General features: G+C 67.8%; 21 protein-coding genes and 13 tRNA genes. 13 read left to right on the top strand and 21 right to left on the bottom strand.

What is annotated here, in order from left to right:
* Positions 1-860: M20/M25/M40 family metallo-hydrolase (locus tag RN729_RS11960; protein WP_310785067.1), on the top strand; the 860-nt coding region annotated here is incomplete at its 5' end.
* Between the two features lie 232 nt (positions 861-1,092).
* Positions 1,093-2,430, top strand: coding sequence for a Fic family protein (locus RN729_RS11955; RefSeq protein ID WP_310785065.1), 1,338 nt, complete (start codon positions 1,093-1,095; stop codon positions 2,428-2,430).
* 59 nt (positions 2,431-2,489) lie between these two features.
* On the opposite strand, the gene RN729_RS11950 is transcribed toward RN729_RS11955, so the two are convergent.
* The 11 genes from RN729_RS11950 to RN729_RS11900 form a co-directional block, all read right to left on the bottom strand.
* Positions 2,490-2,903, bottom strand: a complete 414-nt coding sequence (locus RN729_RS11950) for a GNAT family N-acetyltransferase (protein ID WP_310785063.1) — start codon at positions 2,901-2,903, stop codon at positions 2,490-2,492.
* 298 nt (positions 2,904-3,201) lie between these two features.
* Positions 3,202-3,275, bottom strand: a tRNA-Arg gene (locus tag RN729_RS11945).
* A 61-nt stretch (positions 3,276-3,336) separates the two neighbouring features.
* Positions 3,337-3,422: transfer RNA gene (locus tag RN729_RS11940), tRNA-Leu, on the bottom strand.
* A 6-nt stretch (positions 3,423-3,428) separates the two neighbouring features.
* Positions 3,429-3,514 (bottom strand) — tRNA-Leu (locus RN729_RS11935).
* Positions 3,515-3,586: 72 nt separating this feature from the next.
* A tRNA-Arg gene (locus RN729_RS11930) sits at positions 3,587-3,661 on the bottom strand.
* 103 nt (positions 3,662-3,764) lie between these two features.
* Positions 3,765-4,175, bottom strand: a complete 411-nt coding sequence (locus RN729_RS11925) for a hypothetical protein (protein WP_310785061.1) — start codon at positions 4,173-4,175, stop codon at positions 3,765-3,767.
* Positions 4,176-4,223: 48 nt separating this feature from the next.
* Complete coding sequence (locus tag RN729_RS11920) at positions 4,224-5,051, bottom strand: serine hydrolase (protein ID WP_310785059.1); 828 nt, start codon at positions 5,049-5,051, stop codon at positions 4,224-4,226.
* Between the two features lie 196 nt (positions 5,052-5,247).
* A complete protein-coding gene (locus RN729_RS11915) occupies positions 5,248-5,709 on the bottom strand; it encodes a VOC family protein (RefSeq protein WP_310785057.1) in 462 nt (153 codons plus the stop codon).
* A 71-nt stretch (positions 5,710-5,780) separates the two neighbouring features.
* The gene (locus tag RN729_RS11910; RefSeq protein WP_310785055.1) at positions 5,781-6,317 is read right to left on the bottom strand and encodes a VanZ family protein; all 537 of its coding nucleotides are present in this window, start codon (positions 6,315-6,317) and stop codon (positions 5,781-5,783) included.
* Between the two features lie 83 nt (positions 6,318-6,400).
* A complete protein-coding gene (locus RN729_RS11905) occupies positions 6,401-6,694 on the bottom strand; it encodes a HigA family addiction module antitoxin (RefSeq protein ID WP_310776389.1) in 294 nt (97 codons plus the stop codon).
* Between the two features lie 13 nt (positions 6,695-6,707).
* On the bottom strand, positions 6,708-6,989 hold the full coding sequence (locus RN729_RS11900; RefSeq protein ID WP_310785053.1) for a type II toxin-antitoxin system RelE/ParE family toxin: 282 nt from the start codon (positions 6,987-6,989) through the stop codon (positions 6,708-6,710).
* A gap of 123 nt (positions 6,990-7,112) precedes the next feature.
* On the opposite strand from RN729_RS11900, the gene RN729_RS11895 reads away from it, so the two are divergent.
* The gene (locus tag RN729_RS11895) at positions 7,113-8,267 is read left to right on the top strand and encodes a hypothetical protein (RefSeq protein ID WP_310785051.1); all 1,155 of its coding nucleotides are present in this window, start codon (positions 7,113-7,115) and stop codon (positions 8,265-8,267) included.
* Between the two features lie 63 nt (positions 8,268-8,330).
* On the opposite strand, the gene RN729_RS11890 is transcribed toward RN729_RS11895, so the two are convergent.
* The 10 genes from RN729_RS11890 to ggt all read right to left on the bottom strand — a co-directional run bounded on the left by RN729_RS11890 (position 8,331) and on the right by ggt (position 11,144).
* A tRNA-Lys gene (locus RN729_RS11890) sits at positions 8,331-8,403 on the bottom strand.
* A 60-nt stretch (positions 8,404-8,463) separates the two neighbouring features.
* Positions 8,464-8,536: transfer RNA gene (locus RN729_RS11885), tRNA-Ala, on the bottom strand.
* A 55-nt stretch (positions 8,537-8,591) separates the two neighbouring features.
* A tRNA-Glu gene (locus RN729_RS11880) sits at positions 8,592-8,663 on the bottom strand.
* Between the two features lie 28 nt (positions 8,664-8,691).
* Positions 8,692-8,766, bottom strand: a tRNA-Arg gene (locus tag RN729_RS11875).
* A 26-nt stretch (positions 8,767-8,792) separates the two neighbouring features.
* Positions 8,793-8,864 (bottom strand) — tRNA-Thr (locus RN729_RS11870).
* Positions 8,865-8,867: 3 nt separating this feature from the next.
* Positions 8,868-8,940: transfer RNA gene (locus RN729_RS11865), tRNA-Trp, on the bottom strand.
* A 41-nt stretch (positions 8,941-8,981) separates the two neighbouring features.
* Positions 8,982-9,054 (bottom strand) — tRNA-Phe (locus RN729_RS11860).
* 35 nt (positions 9,055-9,089) lie between these two features.
* Positions 9,090-9,162: transfer RNA gene (locus RN729_RS11855), tRNA-Asn, on the bottom strand.
* A gap of 75 nt (positions 9,163-9,237) precedes the next feature.
* Positions 9,238-9,311 (bottom strand) — tRNA-Met (locus RN729_RS11850).
* Positions 9,312-9,347: 36 nt separating this feature from the next.
* The gene (gene ggt / locus RN729_RS11845; RefSeq protein ID WP_310785049.1) at positions 9,348-11,144 is read right to left on the bottom strand and encodes a gamma-glutamyltransferase; all 1,797 of its coding nucleotides are present in this window, start codon (positions 11,142-11,144) and stop codon (positions 9,348-9,350) included.
* Between the two features lie 121 nt (positions 11,145-11,265).
* Here ggt and RN729_RS11840 point away from each other — a divergent pair, with 121 nt between their 5' ends.
* From RN729_RS11840 to RN729_RS11795, 10 genes are all read left to right on the top strand, one after another.
* Entirely contained in the window at positions 11,266-11,856 is a 591-nt protein-coding gene (locus tag RN729_RS11840) for a cob(I)yrinic acid a,c-diamide adenosyltransferase (protein WP_310785047.1), read from the top strand.
* A 16-nt stretch (positions 11,857-11,872) separates the two neighbouring features.
* Entirely contained in the window at positions 11,873-12,739 is an 867-nt protein-coding gene (locus RN729_RS11835; RefSeq protein ID WP_310785045.1) for an alpha/beta hydrolase, read from the top strand.
* A gap of 5 nt (positions 12,740-12,744) precedes the next feature.
* Positions 12,745-13,269 carry a nuclear transport factor 2 family protein gene (locus RN729_RS11830; protein ID WP_310785043.1) on the top strand — a complete coding sequence of 175 codons (525 nt, stop codon included), beginning with the start codon at positions 12,745-12,747 and terminating at the stop codon, positions 13,267-13,269.
* A 7-nt stretch (positions 13,270-13,276) separates the two neighbouring features.
* Positions 13,277-14,512, top strand: a complete 1,236-nt coding sequence (locus RN729_RS11825) for an FAD-dependent oxidoreductase (protein ID WP_310785041.1) — start codon at positions 13,277-13,279, stop codon at positions 14,510-14,512.
* A 153-nt stretch (positions 14,513-14,665) separates the two neighbouring features.
* Positions 14,666-14,956, top strand: coding sequence for a metal-sulfur cluster assembly factor (locus RN729_RS11820; protein WP_343218928.1), 291 nt, complete (start codon positions 14,666-14,668; stop codon positions 14,954-14,956).
* A gap of 19 nt (positions 14,957-14,975) precedes the next feature.
* Positions 14,976-15,494 carry an FxsA family protein gene (locus RN729_RS11815; protein ID WP_310785038.1) on the top strand — a complete coding sequence of 173 codons (519 nt, stop codon included), beginning with the start codon at positions 14,976-14,978 and terminating at the stop codon, positions 15,492-15,494.
* 32 nt (positions 15,495-15,526) lie between these two features.
* Positions 15,527-16,351 carry an intradiol ring-cleavage dioxygenase gene (locus RN729_RS11810; protein ID WP_310785036.1) on the top strand — a complete coding sequence of 275 codons (825 nt, stop codon included), beginning with the start codon at positions 15,527-15,529 and terminating at the stop codon, positions 16,349-16,351.
* Between the two features lie 140 nt (positions 16,352-16,491).
* Positions 16,492-17,067, top strand: a complete 576-nt coding sequence (locus RN729_RS11805) for a hypothetical protein (protein ID WP_310785034.1) — start codon at positions 16,492-16,494, stop codon at positions 17,065-17,067.
* Positions 17,068-17,093: 26 nt separating this feature from the next.
* On the top strand, positions 17,094-18,785 hold the full coding sequence (locus RN729_RS11800; protein WP_310785032.1) for a multicopper oxidase family protein: 1,692 nt from the start codon (positions 17,094-17,096) through the stop codon (positions 18,783-18,785).
* Between the two features lie 33 nt (positions 18,786-18,818).
* Positions 18,819-20,195, top strand: coding sequence for a hypothetical protein (locus RN729_RS11795; protein WP_310785030.1), 1,377 nt, complete (start codon positions 18,819-18,821; stop codon positions 20,193-20,195).
* Positions 20,196-20,204 lie beyond the last annotated feature (9 nt).

Here is a 20,204-nt window from a genome sequence, read left to right as displayed (position 1 = left end):
CGGTCCTGGACCTGAGCTGCGAGGCGTACGGGCTCCTGTACCGGCTGGCCGAGAACGATCAGGGGCCTTTGCTGCGCGTCGACGCACAGGCCCGTTTCCTGGGAGAGGTACCGGTCTCCAACGCCTTCGCCGTGATCCCCGGCACCGCCGAACCCGAGGAGTACGTGATCCTCGGAGGCCACTACGACTCGTGGGACGGCTCCGATGGCGCGCTCGACAACGGCACCGGCGCCGTCGCGATCCTGGAAGCGATGCGCATCCTGAAACACGCGGTGCCGAACCCCCGCCGCACGATCATCGGCGCCCTCTGGAACGGCGAGGAGCAGGGCTTGAACGGGTCACGCGCCTTCGTCGAAGACCATCCCGAGATCCTTGAGCGCACCCACACCGTGTTCAACGTCGATCACGGGAACGGGCCGGTCACCTTCATTCCCATGCAGGGGTTCGCCGCAGCCGCAGGACGCTTCGGCGAGTGGCTCGCGAAGATCCCGAGCGAACTCTCCGACCTCGTCACGCTCGAGGTCCCGGGGATGCCCGAGTCCGGCGGGACGGACCACGCATCCTTCCTCTGCGCCGGGGTCCCGGCCTTCAGCTTCCACGTCGGCGCCGGCCGCCACGACATGAACATCGCCGACAACCGCTGGGACACGAGCACCTACACCTGGCACACCAACCGGGACAGCTTCGACAAGATCGTCTTCGAAGACCTGCGCGACGACGCCGTGATGACCGCGATGTTCGCCTACCTCGCCTCGGAGGACCCGGAGCCCATGCCCCGCGACCGGCGCGCCATGCCGCCCGGCGAGCAATGGCCCGACTGCCGTCCCCCGGCGCGCAGTTCAGGCGTGAGCAACCGCTAGCAGGTAAGAAACTCCGCAGCCGCATCGTTCTTAGCGGGCAAGGTCACACGGCTCCAGGTGGCCCGACATCCCCGAGGCTGAGTATGCCCGCCCCCTGCAGGCGGCGTCCAGATACTAAATCTTGTTGAATTAGTACATTGTTAGTAGGTTGCGTGTCCACGAGGGGGGGGGCGAGACCTCTCTCTACTAATTTGACACGAATTGGTACGTCATTAGTACCTGGAGCACCGTTGTGGTCAAGATACCCGTATCCGGGCCGACCTTTCGGGATCTCCTGAGCGACCCGGATCTCATGTCCGAGGTCCAACGCATCCTCACGGCTGGGACCGGGCCCGAGGTGAAGGGCCGCTACTACCATTGGGACAAGCTTCGGCACCTCGATCCACCCGCCGGCTTCACCACCCACGAGTGGTGGCTTGCGCTCAAATCCGCCCGCACGCAACTCGCCAAGCCGATCGCTCTCCTGGACCGGACCGGCGCACCCTTCACGTTCTCGATGACGGATACCGTGCTCCAAGCCATCCACCGGATCGACCGGGACGCGAGCGGCAAGATCGAGATCAGCGAGCAGGTTACGAGTCCGGAAACGCGAGACCGGTACATCATCAGTTCCCTGATACAGGAGGCCATCACTTCCAGTCAGCTCGAGGGCGCGGTCACGACGATCGAGCGAGCCAAGGACATGATCAGGACCGGGCGGAAACCGACCGATCAGAGCGAGCAGATGATCCTCAACAACTACATGGCCATGCGCAGGGTGCGGCAGTTCACGCACGAACGGCTGACGCCCGAGAGAATTCTCGAACTCCAGAAAATCGTGACCGCTGATACGCTCGATGACCCGGGCGCCGCCGGCCGGTTGCGGCGACGGGGGGACGATGTCGTCGTTAGCGACTTCGACGGCGAGATTCTCCACCGCCCGCCGGACGCCGCCGAACTTGGGGACCGTCTGGATCGGATGTGCGCGTTCGCTAACGGGGAGGATGGAGACGCCTTCGTACACCCGGTTGTCCGCGCCGTCATCCTTCACTTCTGGGTTGGGTACGATCACCCGTTCGTCGATGGCAACGGTCGAACGGCCAGGGCTCTCTTCTACTGGTCCATGCTGTCGCAGGGATACTGGCTCTGCGAGTACATCTCGATTTCGACGCTTCTCCGCTCGCAATCCGCCAGGTACGCTCGATCCTACCTGCATACCGAGACGGACGAGAACGACCTGACCTATTTCCTGCTCTACCAGCTAGGCATCATCCAGCGGGCGATCGACGCGGTTCACGTTCACCTCGACAGAAAGGTGGAAGAGGCCCGGCGCGTCGAGGCCCTCCTGCGACAGGCAGTGGTCCTCAACCATCGACAGATCGCGCTCCTGAGCCACTCGTTGAGGCACCCAAACAGTCGCTACTCGATCCGGTCTCATCGAAATAGTCACAACGTGGTCTACCAGACCGCTCGCACAGACCTGCTGGATCTTGCCGCTCGTGGGCTCCTCATCAGGCGGAAGGTGGGCCAGACGTTCTACTTCTACCCGAAGGGGGATCTCGCCGAACGCCTGAAGCGTCTCGAGGCGTGATCCCGTGGGGCGGGCACCCCGTCAGCGGACGGGTCTCGCACTGTGTCTTCCTTCCCGGTTCAATCGCCCAGGCTCAGGGACCAGTTGTTCCACTTGAGATCCGGGGACGCGCCCAGGGCACGGTAGAAGCCCTCGGCCGCGCGGTTCCCGTCCATCACGGTCCAGATCAATTCGGCCGCATCGATCGACCTGGCGTGCGAAACCACCGCCGCCATCAGAGCCTTCCCCACCCCCAGGTCGCGTGCGGCCTCCTCAACGAACAGCTCCTTGAGCACCACTTTGGGCCGCAGCGTGTAAGTCCACGGAATCGTGTACACCACCGCCATCCCCACGAGATCGTCGTCCTCCTCGGCCACAAACGCCGTGAACAGCCGCCCCTCCCCGAACCCATGCTCGAGAACGCTCTCCCGCGTCACCGCGAAGTCGTCGATGTACTCCTCGAACCGCGCGAGCCCGCGCATAAGTTCCAGCAACCGATCCACATCTACTGGCTCAGCCAACCTGACCCGCATGCGTGGCACTCCGTTCTTGGAAAAGCGTCGAAGCCGGTCGAGAGCCCGCAACTCGATCGCCCGGCAGCCCCATGGCGGCGAGCGGGCGAAGCCCCCCGCGAGCCCTCCGACCATGCCCCCCGGCACCTGAGCAAAAAAAGGAAGTGCCCGGGAGGCCTTTCGGTTGACCCGGGAGAATTTGGCCAGCGAAGGGGAGCGAAGCTCCACGAGCACCCGAATTCTCGCGGGCGCAGTCTCGACGCCCGAAGGAAGGAGAGAGTGCGCCCGGGAGAATTCGAATCCCCAACCTCCTGATCCGTAGTCAGGTGCTCTATCCAGTTGAGCTACGGGCGCTCGGAGCCGGCCGTCCCGCGACCGGCGATGTCGTCGGCGAGGGCCGGAGCCCATGCCGTCATGCCCAGGAGAGGATTCGAACCTCCACGTCCGTAAAAGGACACTAGCCCCTCAAGCTAGCGCGTCTGCCAGTTCCGCCACCTGGGCCGGTGATGCTCGGGGGGGGAGTCGAACCCCCACGGGAGTTTAATCCCACAGGATCCTGAATCCTGCGCGTCTGCCAGTTCCGCCACCCGAGCCTGCGCCCCTGAACCCTCGGATTCGGGGAGTCGCCCCCACGAACCGGTTGCTGCTGGCCCGGCCGGGACGAGTGCGCCCGACAGGATTCGAACCTGTGACCTCTTGCTCCGGAGGCAAGCGCTCTATCCAGGCTGAGCTACGGGCGCAGACACGAAACGCGCCGCCGAAAGAGGCGACGCGCCGTGCGGGCAATCTAATCGGATCGGCCCTCAGCGTCTACCTGCCGCAGGGGGCTGACTTCGATTTGGTTCAGCGCGATCCGGATGAGGCCGCGGCCGTGTCGTCGATGGAGCCGATGACGAGGTCGAGGAGCCCGTCGATCGCACCGCCGGGGATCCAGCGGGCCACCACGACGATGTCGTTCACCGGATCGCAGTAGATCATGTTCGTGCCGTTCCCGAGGTGGGCCCACGCTTCCGCCGGCGCGCTCGGATAGCGCTTGTTCCCCTCCTCGTCCGCGACGTTGAGCATGAAGTTCATGTGCCCGTAGGAGCCGTTCGCCGGGCCGGGCGTCGTCGCGAGGTCGAACCACTCCTTGGAGAGGAGTTGCCGGTCCCCCCACGTCCCGCGCCGCAGGGTGAAGAGGCCGAAGCGCGCCTGGTCGCGGGCGCTGATGAACATGCCGCCGCCCCAGTGGCCGCCGCCGCTCACCGACTGCACGCGAAGCCCGTCGATCGTGACCCAGGAGTTCTCGTAGCCGTTCCAGCGCTAGGTCGGAGAGGCGCCGATCGGTCCCATCACGCGCTCGTGCAGGACCTCGGGCAACGGGCGCCGCAGCACGCTCATCGCGGCGAGCGCGAGGAGGTTTACGCGGGTGTCGTTGTACTCGTACACGGTCCCCGAGGGATGGCGCTTCCGCGTCATCCAGGTCGAGGGGTCGCCGCTCGGACGGTCCGCCCAGTCCGGCTTGCCCCACAGCGTGCCTTCCCAGTCGGAGGTCTGCCTCAGGAGGTCGTCCCACGTGATCGTGCGGTTGTGCTCGGACTCGAACATCGTCGTCGGATCGGGCTTCCCGAAGCCGATGCGGTCGACGCCGGGCTCCCCGTCGCCCGGAGGCACATCGATCGGGGCCATGTACTCGCGCACCGTGTCATCGAGCGAGCCGATGAGCCCCTCGTCCCACGCGAGTCCCACGGACGTCGAGAGGAAGGACTTCGTCACGCTGTACGTCATGTCGACGCGCCTCGTGTCTCCCCACTCCGCGACGATGTAGCCGTGGCGCACGATCATCCCGGCCGGTCCGCCCCGCACGTTGAAGGGTCCGATTCCCTCCCCGAGGGGCTCGCGCCCGAAGCTCCGGCTGTGCTGGAACTCCCGGTCGCGCGCCTGGCTCGTCTCGTGCTCGAGCGCGTAGTCGATGGCCGCCCGGACCCCCTCGGCGCTCATCCCCACCTGCTCGGGAGTGCGCGTCTCCCACGCGTCCCCCCGCGCCGGCAGGTACTGTGCAGCCACGACGCCCGGAAACGCGACCGTCGCTGAAACGGCAAGAAGACCAGCCCAAAGCGCGCCACCGCGCGCGCGAATCATGCCCCGCATGAGAACACCTCCTGACTCGGATCGATCACGCCAGGGATGGTAACGACTGGGACACGCTCGGCACACGGGCCCGGAGGAGGTCGATCACGCGTGCAGCGTCGGTCGTGGCGTCCCCAAGAACCCCAGACGCGGGAGTGGACGCTCGCTGCCTACGGCGGGGAGAAACGGAATGTCTCGCGGACGAGGTGCGCGACCATCAGCCCACCGCGCCCGCCTTCCGCAGCCCCTCGATGTCGATCTTCCCCATCTTGAGCAGCGCGTCCATGACCCGCGTCGGGTCGGCGCTCATGAGCTCGCCCATGTTCGCCGGCACCACCTGCCAGGACACCCCGAAGCGGTCGTCGAGCCAGCCGCAGTAGCCCTCGCGGCCGCCTTCCGCCAGCGTGCTCCAGTAATGGTCGATCTCGTCCTGGGATTCGCAGTTCACGACGAAGGAGATCGCAGGGGTGAACTTGAACATCGGGCCGCCGTCGATCCCCTGGAACGTGCGTCCGGACAGCTCGAACACCACGAACGAGTTGCCCTTGGCCGGGCCGCCGCTCACCGTCGAGATCTCCACGATCCGGGAGTCCGGGAAGAGGGAGACGTAGAACTCGGCCGCTTCGACCGAGCGGTCTTCGAACCAGAGGCAGGTGCCGATACGGTCAGCTTTGGGCATCGTTGTCTCCTTCGTCGGTGGGCGATTCTCGAGAGCGGCGAGGTCGCCCGGTTCCGGCGGGATGGGGCCCATCAGCGTCGCCGCCGGAACCGCCCGAGCCAGCGGCGGACCCAGCGGATGGAGACGCTCGAGCCGACCGCAAGCACGCTTGCCAGCAGGTCGAATCCGATGTCGAACAGGTCGAACGTACGGCTGGGCACGAAGAACTGGATGCACTCGTCCACCACGCCGACCGCCGTCGTCACGGCGATGGCCAGCACGGCCGGGACCGGGACGCGCCTCCCGTGGGTCGTCCGTTCCACCAGGGCCTCGTGGATGATGAGCGCCAGCACCGCGTACTCGATGAGATGGGAACGCTCGGCCGCATCGATACCGCGGGCGAGGCCGATGATGGCGATCGCCGCGATGCCGAGCGCAAAGCCGACTTCCACGCCGCGCGAGCGCTCCCTCAGCCCCTGGAGCACGATCATCACACCGATCAGGAGCATGCCGGCGCTGAACATGGTGGGGACCAGCTCGAGCAGCCCGCTCTCGCGCAGCGCGTCCGCCAGCGTTCGCGCGAGATCGGCCGTCGCGTAGATCGCCACAACCACCGCCAGCGCCCACATCCAAAGGCGCCTCTCCCGGCGGGAGGAGAAGAGACCGGGCTCGCCGCCGGTCATGATGTGGGGCAGCGTTTCACGAAGCGTTGCTACGCAACTTCGCGTGGACGGATGGTTTCGAGTGCGTCACCGACAACTCGCTCGGCCAGCACAAGTTCGTAGCGATCCTGAAGGTTCATCCAACTCTGGGCGTCGGTACCGAAGTACCTTGCGAGCCTCAGCGCCGTCTCCGCCGTGATACCGCGCCGACCGCGCACGATCTCGTTGACTCGTGCGGGGGTCACTCCGATGGCCTTCGCCAGAGCGTTGGAAGACAGCGCAAACGGCTCCATGAAGTCGTGTTTCAGGATTTCGCCGGGGTGTACAGGATCCAGCTCAATCATTGGCTTATCTCCGCTAGCGATGGTAGTCAACGATCTCCACGTCGTACGCGTTTCCGCGCTCGAAGCGGAAGCACAACCGCCACTGATCGTTGATGCGGATGCTGTAGGTGCCCTCTCGCCGACCCTTCAGGGCCTTGAGACGATTCCCGGGCGGAACCCGGAGGAACTCCAGCGTCGCCGCCGCGTCCAGTTGCGCCAGCTTCCTTTGCGCGACTCGCTCGAAGGCCGCGAACCGGGGCACCCGATAGCCGGCCGCAAGCTGCTCGGTGTCCCGGCAACGAAAGCTCCGAATCATCCGTCATGCTATATCGCATATCGATATACGGCAAGCCCTATGCCGGGGAACGTCATCGGCACCCCGTGAATCATCGACCAACTGTCCGTATCATGAGTTCCTGCGTCGGCTGGAGGTTCACGCATGAAAAACAAGAAACAATCTTCGATGAGGACAATCAGGATTCGCGCGCGCGACCGGAAGACAAGCCCCGCGAGTAGCGTCGCCGGCATGCTCGTCGCGGTGGCGGTGGTCGCCGCGGTGTCGATCCCCGTCGCGCTCGCCCAGGATGGCGGCGCGGTGCCGCGCACGCCGGACGGGCGGCCGGACCTGCAGGGGAACTGGACGAACGGGACGATCACGCCCATCGAGCGGCCTCAGGGGTTCGAGGCCGTGCTCACGCCCGAGCAGGTCGCCCAGATCGAGGGCGGCCGGCAGGAGTGCATCGAGGCCCACTCGGGATCCAGCGATCCGGACCGTGACGCGCCGGCAGAGGGCGGCATCGCCATCGGGTGCGACTTCATCCTTGAGGCGGCGGCCGGCGGCACCGGCGGCTACAACCTCTTCTACCTGGACCGGGGGGATCAGGTCGCCGTCGTGAACGGAGAACCGCGCAGTTCCCTCCTCATGGTGCCGGAGGACGGCCGCATCCCCGCGCGCACCGCCGAGGCCCGGCAGCGTCTCGGCCAGCTCATGGCCGCCCGCGGCCGGCACGGGGAGTACGACAACCCCGAGAACCGACCCCTCTCCGAGCGCTGCGTCGTCTCGTTCGGGTCCAACGCCGGCCCTCCGATGCTCCCCAACTACTTCTACAACAACAACTACACGATCGTGCAGACCCCCGACCACGTCGCGATCATGACCGAGATGGTGCACGACACCCGCATCATCCCTATCGGCGTCGCGCCCGGCGCCGGGGAGGCCGATGTGACCGGCGCCCCGCCATCTTTCCCGGACGCGATCCGGCCCTGGTTCGGGGATTCCCGCGGCTGGTGGGAGGACGATACCCTCGTCATCGAGACGACGAAGCTCAACCCGCAGCAGCTCACCGCCTACCGCGAGTTCTTCGGCGCGAGTCCGAACCTGAAGATCACGGAGCGGCTCACGCGCGTGGACGCGAACACGATCAACTACGAGTTCCTCATCGACGACCCCGACACGTGGGAGACCGCGTGGGGCGGCGAGGTTCCGTTCGTGAAGATGGAGGACCTCCTGTACGAGTACGCGTGCCACGAGGCGAACTACGCGCTGGAAAACGTCCTGCGCGGCGCGCGCGCGCAGGAGCGCGAGAACCGGTAAGGCGCGAGCCGACCCCTGAGAAGCGAGGCGAGGCGGCCGGCGGAACGAGGAGCAGGGGGAGAATGCGCCGTCAGGGAGTCGAACCCCGAACCTACTGATTAAGAGTCAGTTGCTCTGCCAATTGAGCTAACGGCGCTTACGACGTCACAACTTCGTGCGCGGACTCGCCTCCGCAAGCCGCCCCGGGTCGCGACGATGGAGCCGAGGGGATTCGAACCCCTGACCTCTGCAATGCCATTGCAGCGCTCTCCCAGCTGAGCTACGGCCCCGCGCTTCAACTTCCGTATTCCGCAAACGGGCTGTCGCCGCTCCCGTCCGCTCAAGTACCCCCAAGGGGAATCGAACCCCTATCTCCACCTTGAAAGAGTGGTGTCCTGGCCGTTGGACGATGGGGGCTCGTGCCGTTGTCGTCCCCTGTTTACCACGCGCCCGCCAGGACTCGAACCTGGGACCCCCGGCTTAGAAGGCCGGTGCTCTGATCCAACTGAGCTACGGGCGCCCGCCATCCCGTTCCAAGCTGCTCCAAGCTCGCGGCGGGATTTGAACCCGCGACCTCATCCTTACCAAGGATGCGCTCTACCCCTGAGCTACGCGAGCCGACAGGGGCGGAGGGACTCGAACCCCCAACCGCCGGTTTTGGAGACCGGTGCTCTACCAATTGAGCTACGCCCCTCTGCCGCTTCCCGCGAACCGGCCGATGGCGGCCCGTGGCAATGGCTGGGGGCGGAGTCGAACCGCCGACACCGGCGTTTTCAGCGCCGTGCTCTACCGCCTGAGCTACCCAGCCCTTTGGCAGCCGGTGGCAAGAGTCCCGCTGCCCTACTCCGGGGGTGGGATTCGAACCCACGACCTAGTGGTTAACAGCCACCCGCTCTGGCCACTGAGCTACCCCGGATCGTACCCCCGTCCCGCAAAAGGGATCGGAGAGCAAAACGCCTCGCCCCGCAGCTTTGCGAGGCGAGGCGAGAGATAGCGGGGGCAGGATTCGAACCTGCGACCTTCGGGTTATGAGCCCGACGAGCTACCAGACTGCTCCACCCCGCAGCGCGACCCGCAGGATACAAACGCCTGGGAAAAGTGTCAACCTGCCGTGGCCGATCCTCCGCCCCACCCGCGCGGGTCCGGTCCTCCCGTGAGTTGCCCCGTACCGGGGTCGATTCCGACCGCGTGGAGTTGCGCGACGAACGCGTCGTTCGCGACGTCCAGACCGCGTCCCTCGAGTTCCTCCCTGAGGTGGTGGTACAACTGCGGCTCCAGCTCGAGGAGGTGGTCCTCCCAGTGCCAGCGCGGGACGGAGACGGCTTCGAGCGCCGACATGTTGAAATCGACGGTGTTGCTGATCGTGTGCTGGACGGCGCCCAGGATCCGGGTGCCGCCCGCCGCTCCCGTGACGAGGATGGGCTGCCCGTCCCGCAGCACGATGGCCGGCGAGATCCCCGTGATCCGCGCCTTGCCGGGTGCGATGCTGTTGGGACGTCCGGCCACCGGGTTGAACTGGAACATGCAGTTGTTCCAGGTAAAGCCGAGCCCGTCGGTGACGACCCCCGACGCGGAACCCAGCGTGTGCGTGAGCGCCACGCAGTTCCCGGCCCGGTCCGCCGTCGAAAGGTGCGTCGTGTCGGGTCCCTCCGGCGGCTCCTCCACAACGTCGGGCGGAAGTTCGCGGCGGTCGATGAAGCTTCTCAGTTCCGCCGCGCGGTCCTTCGACACGAGGATGTCCGTCGGGTCGTCGATGAACTTCGGGTCGCCGTGGTACCGGCGCCGGTCGATGAAGGAGAGGATCTGGGCGCGGCCGAGCAGTTCGACGTGGTCCGCCTTCCCGTGTTCGAGACCCGGCACGTCGTAGCCCTCGAGTAGGTTCAGGATCTCGATGACCTGCGCGCCGCTGCCCGGCAGAGCGTTCGAAAACACGTCGTGTCCGCGGTAGGTGCCATGCACCGGGTCGTAGACATCGGGCGTGTACGCCTCGAGGTCGGCCATCGTGAGGAGGCCGCCGTTGCGCTCGAAGTCCGCCGCGATCCGCTCGGCGATCTCGCCCCGGTAGACCACATCGGCGCCGCCCGCGGCGATGAGTTCGAGCGTGCGGCCGTAATCGGGCTGCGCGAGCCGTTCCCCCGCCCGCCACGGTACTCCGTTGTTGAGAAATATGCGGGCAGAGGCGTCGGTCGTTTGGACCTTGGTGAAGAACGGGACGACGCCCGAGGACGACTCCGTCCGGGTCGTGAAGCCGCGCGCGAGGGCGCCGGGGATTTCGAAGCCGTCGTAGGCGAGCCGGATCGCCGGCTCTACGAGTTCGGCCCACGGCCGCGTCCCGAACCGGCTCCACGCCTCCCACAGGCCGGCGACCGTCCCCGGAGTCACGACGGATTGATAGCCGATCTGGTTGATGTCGCCGCGCACCTTCCAGCGGTCTGCGTGTCCGTAGATCCGCCCCTCAAGCGCGCTCCGGTAGATGTCCGGCGTCGCCCGGCTCCCCGCCCGCCCGTGGAAGTCGATGGACGTGGCGCGTCCGGTAACCGCGTCGTATACGACCATGCAGCCGAAGCCGCCGACCCCGGCCGAGAACGGCGTCGTGATGAACTGCGCGAAGGCCGTCGCGACCGCCGCGTCGATCGCGTTGCCGCCGCGCTTGAGCGCGCCGATCCCGGCCTCTACCGCGATGGGTCCGCGCGCGACGACGATCCCGCCGCCCGCGTCCGTGGCCCCCGCGTCCGTGGCCCCCGCATCCGGGGCTCCCGCCGCGGCCTCCCCGCCGTCCGGTCCGCACGCGGCGAGCGAGCCCGAGGCGACGGCGCCCACACCGGCCGCCGCGGTCGCGATGAAGGCCCTTCGTGACTGAACATCCGCGGGTCGGAGGTCGGTTCCGTCGGTCTTCACGTCACGACTCCTTTTGGACGGTGCCAGGTAGCGGCGTTTCGCCGCGGGCTGTTAAGGTTCGCCCCTCAGCCTGGCGCACGACGCGCGGCATGCGGCCAAACCCCATTACGGCCAATCTCGATTGAAGATATACACGAAAGGCGGGGACGGAGGGGAGACGGGTCTCCTCGGCGGAGCGCGGGTCTCGAAGGACGATGCGCGGGTCGCGGCGTACGGCACGGTCGACGAACTCAACGCCGTGATCGGGGTGGCGCTCGCGCTCGACCCGGAGGGCGCGACGCTCGGCGAGTCCGGGCCGGCGCTCGCGGCCGTCCAGGAGGATCTGTTCACGATCGGGGCCCGCCTCGCCTCCGCGAACCCGGAGCGGTTGCTGCGAAAGGGCACGATTCCCGCGCTCTCCGCCGACCGGATCGACGCGCTCGAAGCCTGGATCGACGCGCTGGACGCCGAGCTTCCTGAACTCGATGCCTTCGTCCTGCCCGGCGGGTCGCCCCTCGCCGCGCAGTTGCACGTCGCGCGCACCGTCTGTCGGCGCGCCGAGCGGGGCGTCACGGCTCTCCTCGATGGTCAGCCGGATCTCGCCGAAGTCGTCGTCCCCTACATCAACCGTCTCTCCGATCTGCTGTTCACCCTCGCCCGGGCCGCGAACCGGCGCGCCGGGCGCGAGGACGCGATGTGGCTGCCGCAGCGGCGGCGCGACGACGGCGGATGATGCGGACGATGAAGACATGACGCAGTCCGTGACGCGAACTCCGTTCCGGCTCACGCCCCCGGGCGCGGACCTTCGCGGCGACTACTGGTCGCACGCCGCTCCCGCCGAAGCCGGGCCCCCGGTCGACGGCGTCGGCGCGGCCATCGTCGTCTGCCACGGCTTCAAGGGGTTCAAGGACTGGGGCTTCTTCCCCCATCTCTGCGAACAACTCGCTGAGCAGACCGGGATTCCCGTCGTCTCCTTCAACTTCGATGGCTCCGGCGTGCGCGACTCGGACTTCGACGACCTGGAGGCCTTCAGCCACAACACCTTCTCCCGCGAACTCTGGGACCTGGAGGCCATCCTCGATGGACTCGTGAGCGGCCGGCTCGGCAACACGGAGGTCGTTCCGGCCACGCGCTTCGGCCTGCTGGGACACAGCCGGGGCGGCGCCACCTGCATCCTGAAGGCGGGTCTCCGGTCCCAGGTGCGGGGGCTCGTCACGTGGGCCTCGATCTCATCGGTCACCCGCTACGAGAGCTTCGCCGACCGGTGGGAGGCGGGAGAAACCGTGATCATCCCGAACGCGCGCACGAAGCAGGACATGCCGCTCGAGCGAAACGTGCTCGACGACATGCGCGCGAACCGGGAGCGCCTCGACGTCCTTGCCAGCGCCGCGAGCCTGCAGATTCCGGTCACGGTGGTGCACGGGACGGCCGACGAGTCCGTGCCCTTCAGCGACGCCTGGCGGATCGCCGACGCGGTGGGCGACCTTGCGCGGCTCGTCGGGGTAGATCGTGGGACGCACACGTTCCAGGCCGGACACCCGTTCGCGGGGACGACGCCGGAACTCGAAGAGGCGATCGACGCCTCGGTCGAACTGTTCACGCGCGCACTGAAATGAGACGAATGACCCGATACCGACGGATCGGGAGGCAAGGTTCGAGGCTCCCGGCGGCGACGGCGGTCGCTCTGGCCGCCGGACTCGCGCTGGGGGGCTGCCGCCTCGAGCGGTTGGACGAGAACGGCTCTCCCGTGGCGGACGAAGGGCCCGATCTCGCCGAGCAGGTCGCCTCCCTGCTCGACCTGCAGGCGGCGGCGTGGAACGCGGGCGATCTCGACGGCTTCATGAGCGCCTACTCCCCGTCTCCGACGACGAGCTACATCGGAGCGACGGGACTCATCGAAGGCTTCGATGGGATTCGGGAGCGATACGCTCCGGGATTCGCGCCCGGCGCGGCGCGGGATAGCCTCCGCTTCGAGGACCTTCGGGTCCGGGAGGTCGATGAGCGGGTCGGCGTCGCGACGGCGCGCTACGTCCTCGAACGCGACGGGGCGGTCACATCGACGGGGCCCTTCACGCTCGTCCTGCTGAACGTGGAAGGGGCCTGGCTCATCGTCCACGACCAGTCGGCCGAAGACGCGGGAGGCTGACCTGCGGATGAAGAGCTTCGACTACGTCATCGTGGGAGGCGGCCTCGCGGCGGTCTCGGCGGTGGACGGGATCCGGGAGATCGACCGCAACGGCTCGATCGCCATCTTCGCGGAGGAACCGGACCCTCCCTATCACCGGCCTCCCCTGTCGAAGGAGTTCCTGCAGGCGGAGGGGGCGCCCCGCGACCTGCTGCACGTGAAACCCGCGCGCTGGTTCGATGACCTGGCGGACGAACTCACGCTGTTCACGGACGCGGAGGTGAAGCGTCTGGATGCTCGCGCCATGACCATCCACACGGCGGCGGGAGACGCGTTCCGGGGCCGTCGCATTCTGATCGCCACGGGCGGGCGGGCGAAGCGGCTCGAGGTGCCGGGAAGCGATCTCCCCGGCGTGTCGACCCTCCGCACGGCCGCCGACTCCGAGCAACTGCGCGAGATCGCCCGCGGCGCGTCGCGCGTCGTGCTCGTCGGTGCCGGCTTCATCGGGATGGAACTGGCCTCATCGCTGTCGAAGTTCGACGTCGATGCCGTCGTCCTCGAGGTGGAGCCTCGCGTCTGGGCGCGCGTCTTTCCGGAGACGATCGCGAGCTTCCTCCGCCGCTACTTCGAGGAGCGCGGCGTGCGATTCATGATGGGCTCGGGCGTCGCCGCCTTTGAAGGGGAGGGACGCCTTGGGCGGGTCGTGCTCGACAGCGGCGAGGAGATCCCCACCGACCTTGCGATCATGGGCGTCGGGATGTCGCCGAACGATGAACTCGGCGCCGAGGCCGGCCTCGCGGTCCAGGACGGGATCGTCGTGGACGGGTCCGCCGAGACCACGGCCCCTCACATCTACGCGGCAGGGGACGTGGCCCGCTTCCCGGATCCCATGGGGGGCGGACTCTCGCGCCTCGAGCACTGGGACCACGCCCGCGCGCACGGGCGCCACGCGGGCCGCAACATGGCCGGCGCGAGGGAGGAGTTCGACCACCTCTCCTATTTCTTCACGCACGTGTTCGACCTCAGCATCAACGTGTTCGGAGAGACGGCCGAGGTGGACCGCACGATCGTCTCCGGCGAACTCGGCTCCGGCCGCTCGATCGTCTACTGCGTGACGGACAACCGGCTCACCGGCACGATCCTCATCAACGCGACCGGCGCCATGGAGGACTGCCGGGCGCTGGTGCGCGCGCGCCCCACGGTGGAGGATCTGTTGAAGGAGTTCGAGAAGCCGGGCGTACGCCCCGGCGAGTTGGTGGGTTAGAGGAGTTGGTGAGTTGGAGGGTCGGCGTCGGACAACGATCGAAAGGTGACGGATACAATGGAAGAGAAGGATACGAGGGATCCCATGGACGGGATGGGTTCGACGGACGAGGCCCCGGCGGACGAGGCCCCATCGGAAGCGGAGTCGCCCGAGATCGCGGAGAAGGTGCGGACCGCGCTCCGCACCGTGACGGATCCCGAACTCGGCATCAACATCGTGGATCTCGGACTCGTGTACGATGTCGAAGTCGAGGAGGGCGAGGCGAAGGTCACGATGACGCTGACGAGTCCCGGCTGCCCGGCGGGTGGCCAGATTCTCGGGGGCGCCAAGGACGCGGCGGAGACGGTGGACGGCGTGGAGGAGGCCGTCGTGAGCCTCGTGTGGAAGCCGTTCTGGACCCCCGAAAGGATCGATCCGGCCGTGCGTGCGATGATGGGCTTCTGACGGTCCTGGGGTTCTAACCGTGCTTCTGCGGCTGTTCCTGCTGTTCACGATCGTTCCCGTCGTCGAGCTTGCGCTCCTCATTCGCCTCGGCGGCCTGCTCGGGTTCGGCCCCACGCTCCTCCTCGTCCTCGGGACGGGCGCCGCCGGGGCGTGGCTCGCCCGCCGCGAGGGGCTCAGGGCCTGGCTCGCCGTCCGCGACGAACTGCAGGGGGGCGCGCTTCCCGGCGAATCGCTCGTCCACGCGCTGCTGATCCTCGCCGCGGGGGTCGTCCTCATCACGCCCGGCGTCATCACGGACATCGCCGGCATCCTGCTCCTGATCCCGCCCGTGCGGGGGCGGCTCATCGCCCGCGTCCGGAACTGGCTCGGCAGGCAGGTCGAGGGCGGCAAGATCCGCGTCGTGGGCGGGCCGGGGGGATTCTCGGGACTTCACGGAGATTTCGTGGCGCGTCCCGGGGCTCGCCGGCCGGGCCGCGCAGGCAAACGGCCGTCCGGACGGGAGATCGTCATCGAGGAGGATGAGCCAACGCCCGACTGATGAAGCCCGACGGACATACGAGGAGGTACGACATGACACACGATCACGCGGAACGGGGCCGGATACTCACGCGGCGCGAAGCTCTCGCCGCCCTCGGCGTGGGCGGCGGGGCGCTGGCCGCCGGCCGGTGGATTCTCGGGACGGGCCCGGAGGTGGCCCTCGCTGCCCAGGCGGAAGGGATCGCTCGCGCGCTGCCGGCCTGCGTGGCGAAGCCCGAGCAGACGGAAGGACCCTTCTTCGTGGACGCGGGGCTCGAACGGTCGGACATCCGGTCTGATCCGTCGACCGGGGCGGTGAGCGAGGGAATCCCGCTGACCCTGAGGTTCAACGTCTCCCGGATCTCCCGGGGCGACTGCTCGGCGCTCGCCGGCGCGCTGGTCGACCTGTGGCAGTGCGACGCCGACGGCGTCTACTCCGGGGTCGAAGACGAGGGAGCCCCCGCGGCGGCCAGGCACAGGCAGTTCCTGCGCGGCCACCAGCTCACGGATGACGATGGCGTGGCCCGGTTCACCACGATCTTTCCGGGCTGGTACCGCGAGCGCGCGGTCCACGTGCACTTCAAGGTGCGCACCGAGGTCGCCGGACAGCCCTACGAGTTCACCTCGCAGCTCTACTTCGACGAGGCGCTCACGGACAAGGTGCACGCACAGGCGCCGTACGCCGCGCGCGGCCAACGCACGAGGATGAACGCCGACGACCGCATCTTCCGCGACGGTGGCGAGAGCCTCATGGCCCGGGTGAGCGAGGCGGATGACGGATACGTCGCCACCTTCGATCTGGGTCTCGATCTCACGGACGCCGAGACCGGCCGGCCCGACGGCGGAGACGGGAGACGCGGGAGGCCTCGGCGGACCTAATGGGCCGAGGACCGTCATCCCGGAACGCGGGCGGCCCCGCCGGCGGCGGCAACGCGGGCGGCCCCGCCGGCGGCGGCAACCCGGGCGGCGGGCGCTTGCAGGGCGGGACGCGGGAATCGACCTTTCGAGGCATGAAGAGCATGAAACCGACCATCAGCGTCATCGGCGGCGGCGCCGCCTTCGCGGTCGCCCTCGTCGCCCTCGGCACCCTCGTCGCGGGCGAGGCGCGGGCCGGCGGTCCGACCGGCGTCGGGCCGTGGGCGGGCGCGACGCCTCTGTTCGGCGCCTGCCTCCTCACGCCCGAAGTCGTCCGGCTCTCCGGCACCCAGAGCGCGCCCGGGAGCCGCGGCTCGATGACGCTCACGCAGCCCGGCTCGCCGTTCGAGATCACCGTCGACGAGGGCGGTTTCCAGACGTTCGACATCGAGATCCAGGTCGAGCAGATGCGCAAGCGGCGCGGGGCCGTCTACGTCGCGTGGGCCGCGAAGCCCGAACTCAACGAGTGGGTGCAGCTCGGCACGCTCGGCGAGGACAACCGGCTCACGGGGCGGGTCGCCTGGAACCAGTTCCTCATCTTCGTGAGTGAAGAAGCCTCGGCGGACGTCGAGCGCTGGCAGGGACCGATCATGCTCACCGGCCTTTCGCCCTCCGGCCGGCTCCACACGATGGCCGGGCACGGACCCTTCGAGGCCATGAACTGCCAGCTCTACTACTGAGCCCACCCGAACGGCGGTCGAAGACAGTGCGCACCCTCGCCGTCGCCGCAGCCCTCCCGGCGTTCATCGGACTGACGGCCGCCCCGGCATCGGGGCAGGAGCACGCGGGCCACATGATGGCGACGGACAGCACGGGGGCCGTGTGGCGCATGCCGCCGCAGCCGATCCCGATGCCGATGATGCTGCCGGGCCTGATGGGCGCCGTCCCCGGCGTGACCCCGTACCTGCCCGACCCCGGCCACGATCCCGGGATGCTCCCGGAGGCGGTCTTCCGGGAGGTCGTGGAGATGGCCGACGGCGACACGCTCCGCCTCGAGGCCGGGTTCGTCCGGCGCACGATCGGGACGCGGACCTTCACGATGTACGGCTTCAACGGGCAGTACCCCGGGCCCCTCATCCGCGTCCCCCAGGGCGCGGAGATCATCGTCCTGTTCACGAACCACATCGACCTGCCGACGGCCGTCCACTGGCACGGCGTCAGGCTCGAGAACGAGTTCGACGGCGTCCCCGGCGTCACCCAGGATCCGGTCGAACCCGGCGAGTCCTTCATCTACCGGGTCCATTTCCGGGACGCCGGCCTCTACTGGTACCACCCCCACCACCGCGAGGACATCCAGCAGGACCTCGGTCTGTACGGGAACATGCTCGTCGACGCGCCCGCGCCCGACTACTACGGCCCCGCGAACGGGGAGGACTTCCTCATGCTCGACGACCTGCTCGTCGACGAAGGCGGACTCTTCCCCTGGGGCCGCGAGGCCGCCGTGCAGACGCTCATGGGCCGATTCGGAAACCAGTTGCTCGTGAACGGCGAGCCGCGCTGGGAGGCGACGGTCCGCCGCGGCGAGGTCCGCCGGCTCTACCTCACGAACGTCGCGAACACGCGCACCTTCAACCTCGTCCTGGAGGGCGCGGAGATGAAGCTCGTGGGCGCCGACGTGAGCAAGTTCGAGCGTGAGAGCTTCGTCTCGAACGTCGTCCTCGCCCCGGCCCAGCGATACATCGTCGACGCCCGCTTCGACGAGCCGGGGACGTGGGCGCTCCTCAACCCGATTCAGGCCATCGACCACTTCAACGGCCGCTTCTATCCCCAAACCGACACGCTCGGGATCGTCACCGTCCTCGACGAACCGATGGCGGAGGACCACGGGACGGCCTTCGAGACCCTGCGCGAACACGCGGACGTCATCGAGGACATCGACCGCTACCGCGCCGAGTTCGGCCGGCCCGTCGACCACGAACTCGAGCTCACGGTCCGGGTCGGGGACCTCCCCAGCGACATCGTCGCGGTGATGGCGATCGACACCCTCTATTTCCCGCCCGTCGAGTGGACCGACGCGATGCCGATGATGAACTTCCTTTCGACGTCGGAGAACCTGACGTGGATCCTGCGCGACACCCGGACGGGGAAGGAGAACCGGGACATCGACTGGCGCTTCAAGGTCGGCGACGTGCGGAAGATCCGCATCCACAACCAGCGCCGTTCGTTCCACCCGATGCAGCACCCGATCCATATCCACGGCCAGCGCTTCCTCGTGCTCTCGAAGGACGGGATACCGTCGGACAATCTCGCGTGGAAGGACACGGTCGTGATCCCGGTCGGATCGACGTTCGACATCCTGCTCGAGGCCTCCAACTCTGGCCGATGGATGGCGCACTGCCATATTGCGGAGCACCTGGAGGCCGGCATGTCCATGGTGTTCACGGTGGACCCCGGCTAGCCCGCGGGCTGCCAGCTCTGACTGGAGGAAAGAATGAAGGTTGGAAATCGGACTCTGACACTCGCCGCGGCCGCCGTGCTCGGCGCGGTCGTCGTCGCCCCGGCGGCCCTCGGCGCCCAGGCGATCGATGTCGTGGAGCGCGGCAGCCGGAACATGGAAGTGCTCGGACACGTCCCGCTCGGCCCGCGGCTCAGCATCGCGGACATGGACATCGAGCAGGAGATGCACCGGCCGTACGCGTACGTGGCGCGCATGCAGTACGGACCGGTCGGTCCGAAAGGGCTGGACATCGTCTCGATCGAGGACCCGGAGAACCCCGAGGTGCTCTACGAGTGGCGGATCGAGGACCAGGATCTCCACCAGCGCACCGGCGGGATGGACGTGAAGCACTTCAAGTGGGGCGACCGCTACTACGTCGTGCAGTCGCTCCAGTTCGGGCAGGGCGGGCCGGACTCCGACATGGGGGCCGTGGTCCTCGACGTCACCGGACTGCCGGACGCCTCGACGGTGCGCGAGGTGGCCCGCATCAGGGAGCCCGACCTCCCGGGCGGCTTCCACAACATCTTCATCTACAAGCACTCGAACATGAACGTGTATCTCGTCGCCACGGTCTCGGGACCGTACGCGGCCGTCTACGACCTCGGCGCGCTCGTCGACGGGCGCGGCGACGCGATGGTGGCGCAGATCCCGGTCCCGGATCAGGGGATGCAGGGGAATCGCCGGCGGGGATACCACGACTTCTATCTCGGCTATCACCCGGAAACGGGGACGGACCGCTTCTACGGCGGCGGCACCGGCGGCTACTACATCTACGACGTGACGGACCTCGACAACCCGGAGCTTCTGACGCAGATCGTCGGGGTCTCCGGCATTCGCAGCGGTCATACGTTCACGCCCACCCCGGATGGCAACTTCGCGATCGCGGAGACGGAGTATCAGTACGCGCCGCTCAGGATCTTCGACCTCCGGCCGGGGCTGAACGGCGAGGTGCCGGCGATCAACCGTCCGATCGCGGCGTGGACGGCGAACTGGAAGAACCTCGTCCACAACCACGAGGTGCGTTGGCCGCTCGTGTTCGTGTCCGGCTACCTGGACGGGCTCGTCGTGTTCAACATGATGGACCCGGAGAACCCGATCACGGTGGGCCACTACGACACCTACCTCGGGCCGCCGAACGTCGATCGGACGCCTGTGTTCAACGGCACGTTCGGGGTCGACATCCGGAACGAGGACGGCCTCATCGTCGTGAGCGACATGACGACGGGTCTATGGACCTTCAAGATGGAGGGCTTCCAGGGCTGGAACGGCGACGACTGGGGTGTGCCGAACATCTCCAGCGCCCAGGACTGGGACAACGGGCCCGCCGGCGCGGCCGGGCGCATCACGACGGACCAGCAGCAGGGCGACTGACGCCCGCGG

This window comes from Candidatus Palauibacter polyketidifaciens (assembly GCF_947581785.1).
GTDB lineage: Bacteria > Gemmatimonadota > Gemmatimonadetes > Palauibacterales > Palauibacteraceae > Palauibacter > Palauibacter polyketidifaciens.
The sequence above is the reverse complement of the archived record's forward strand: the minus strand, read 5'-3'. Positions and strand labels throughout refer to the sequence as shown.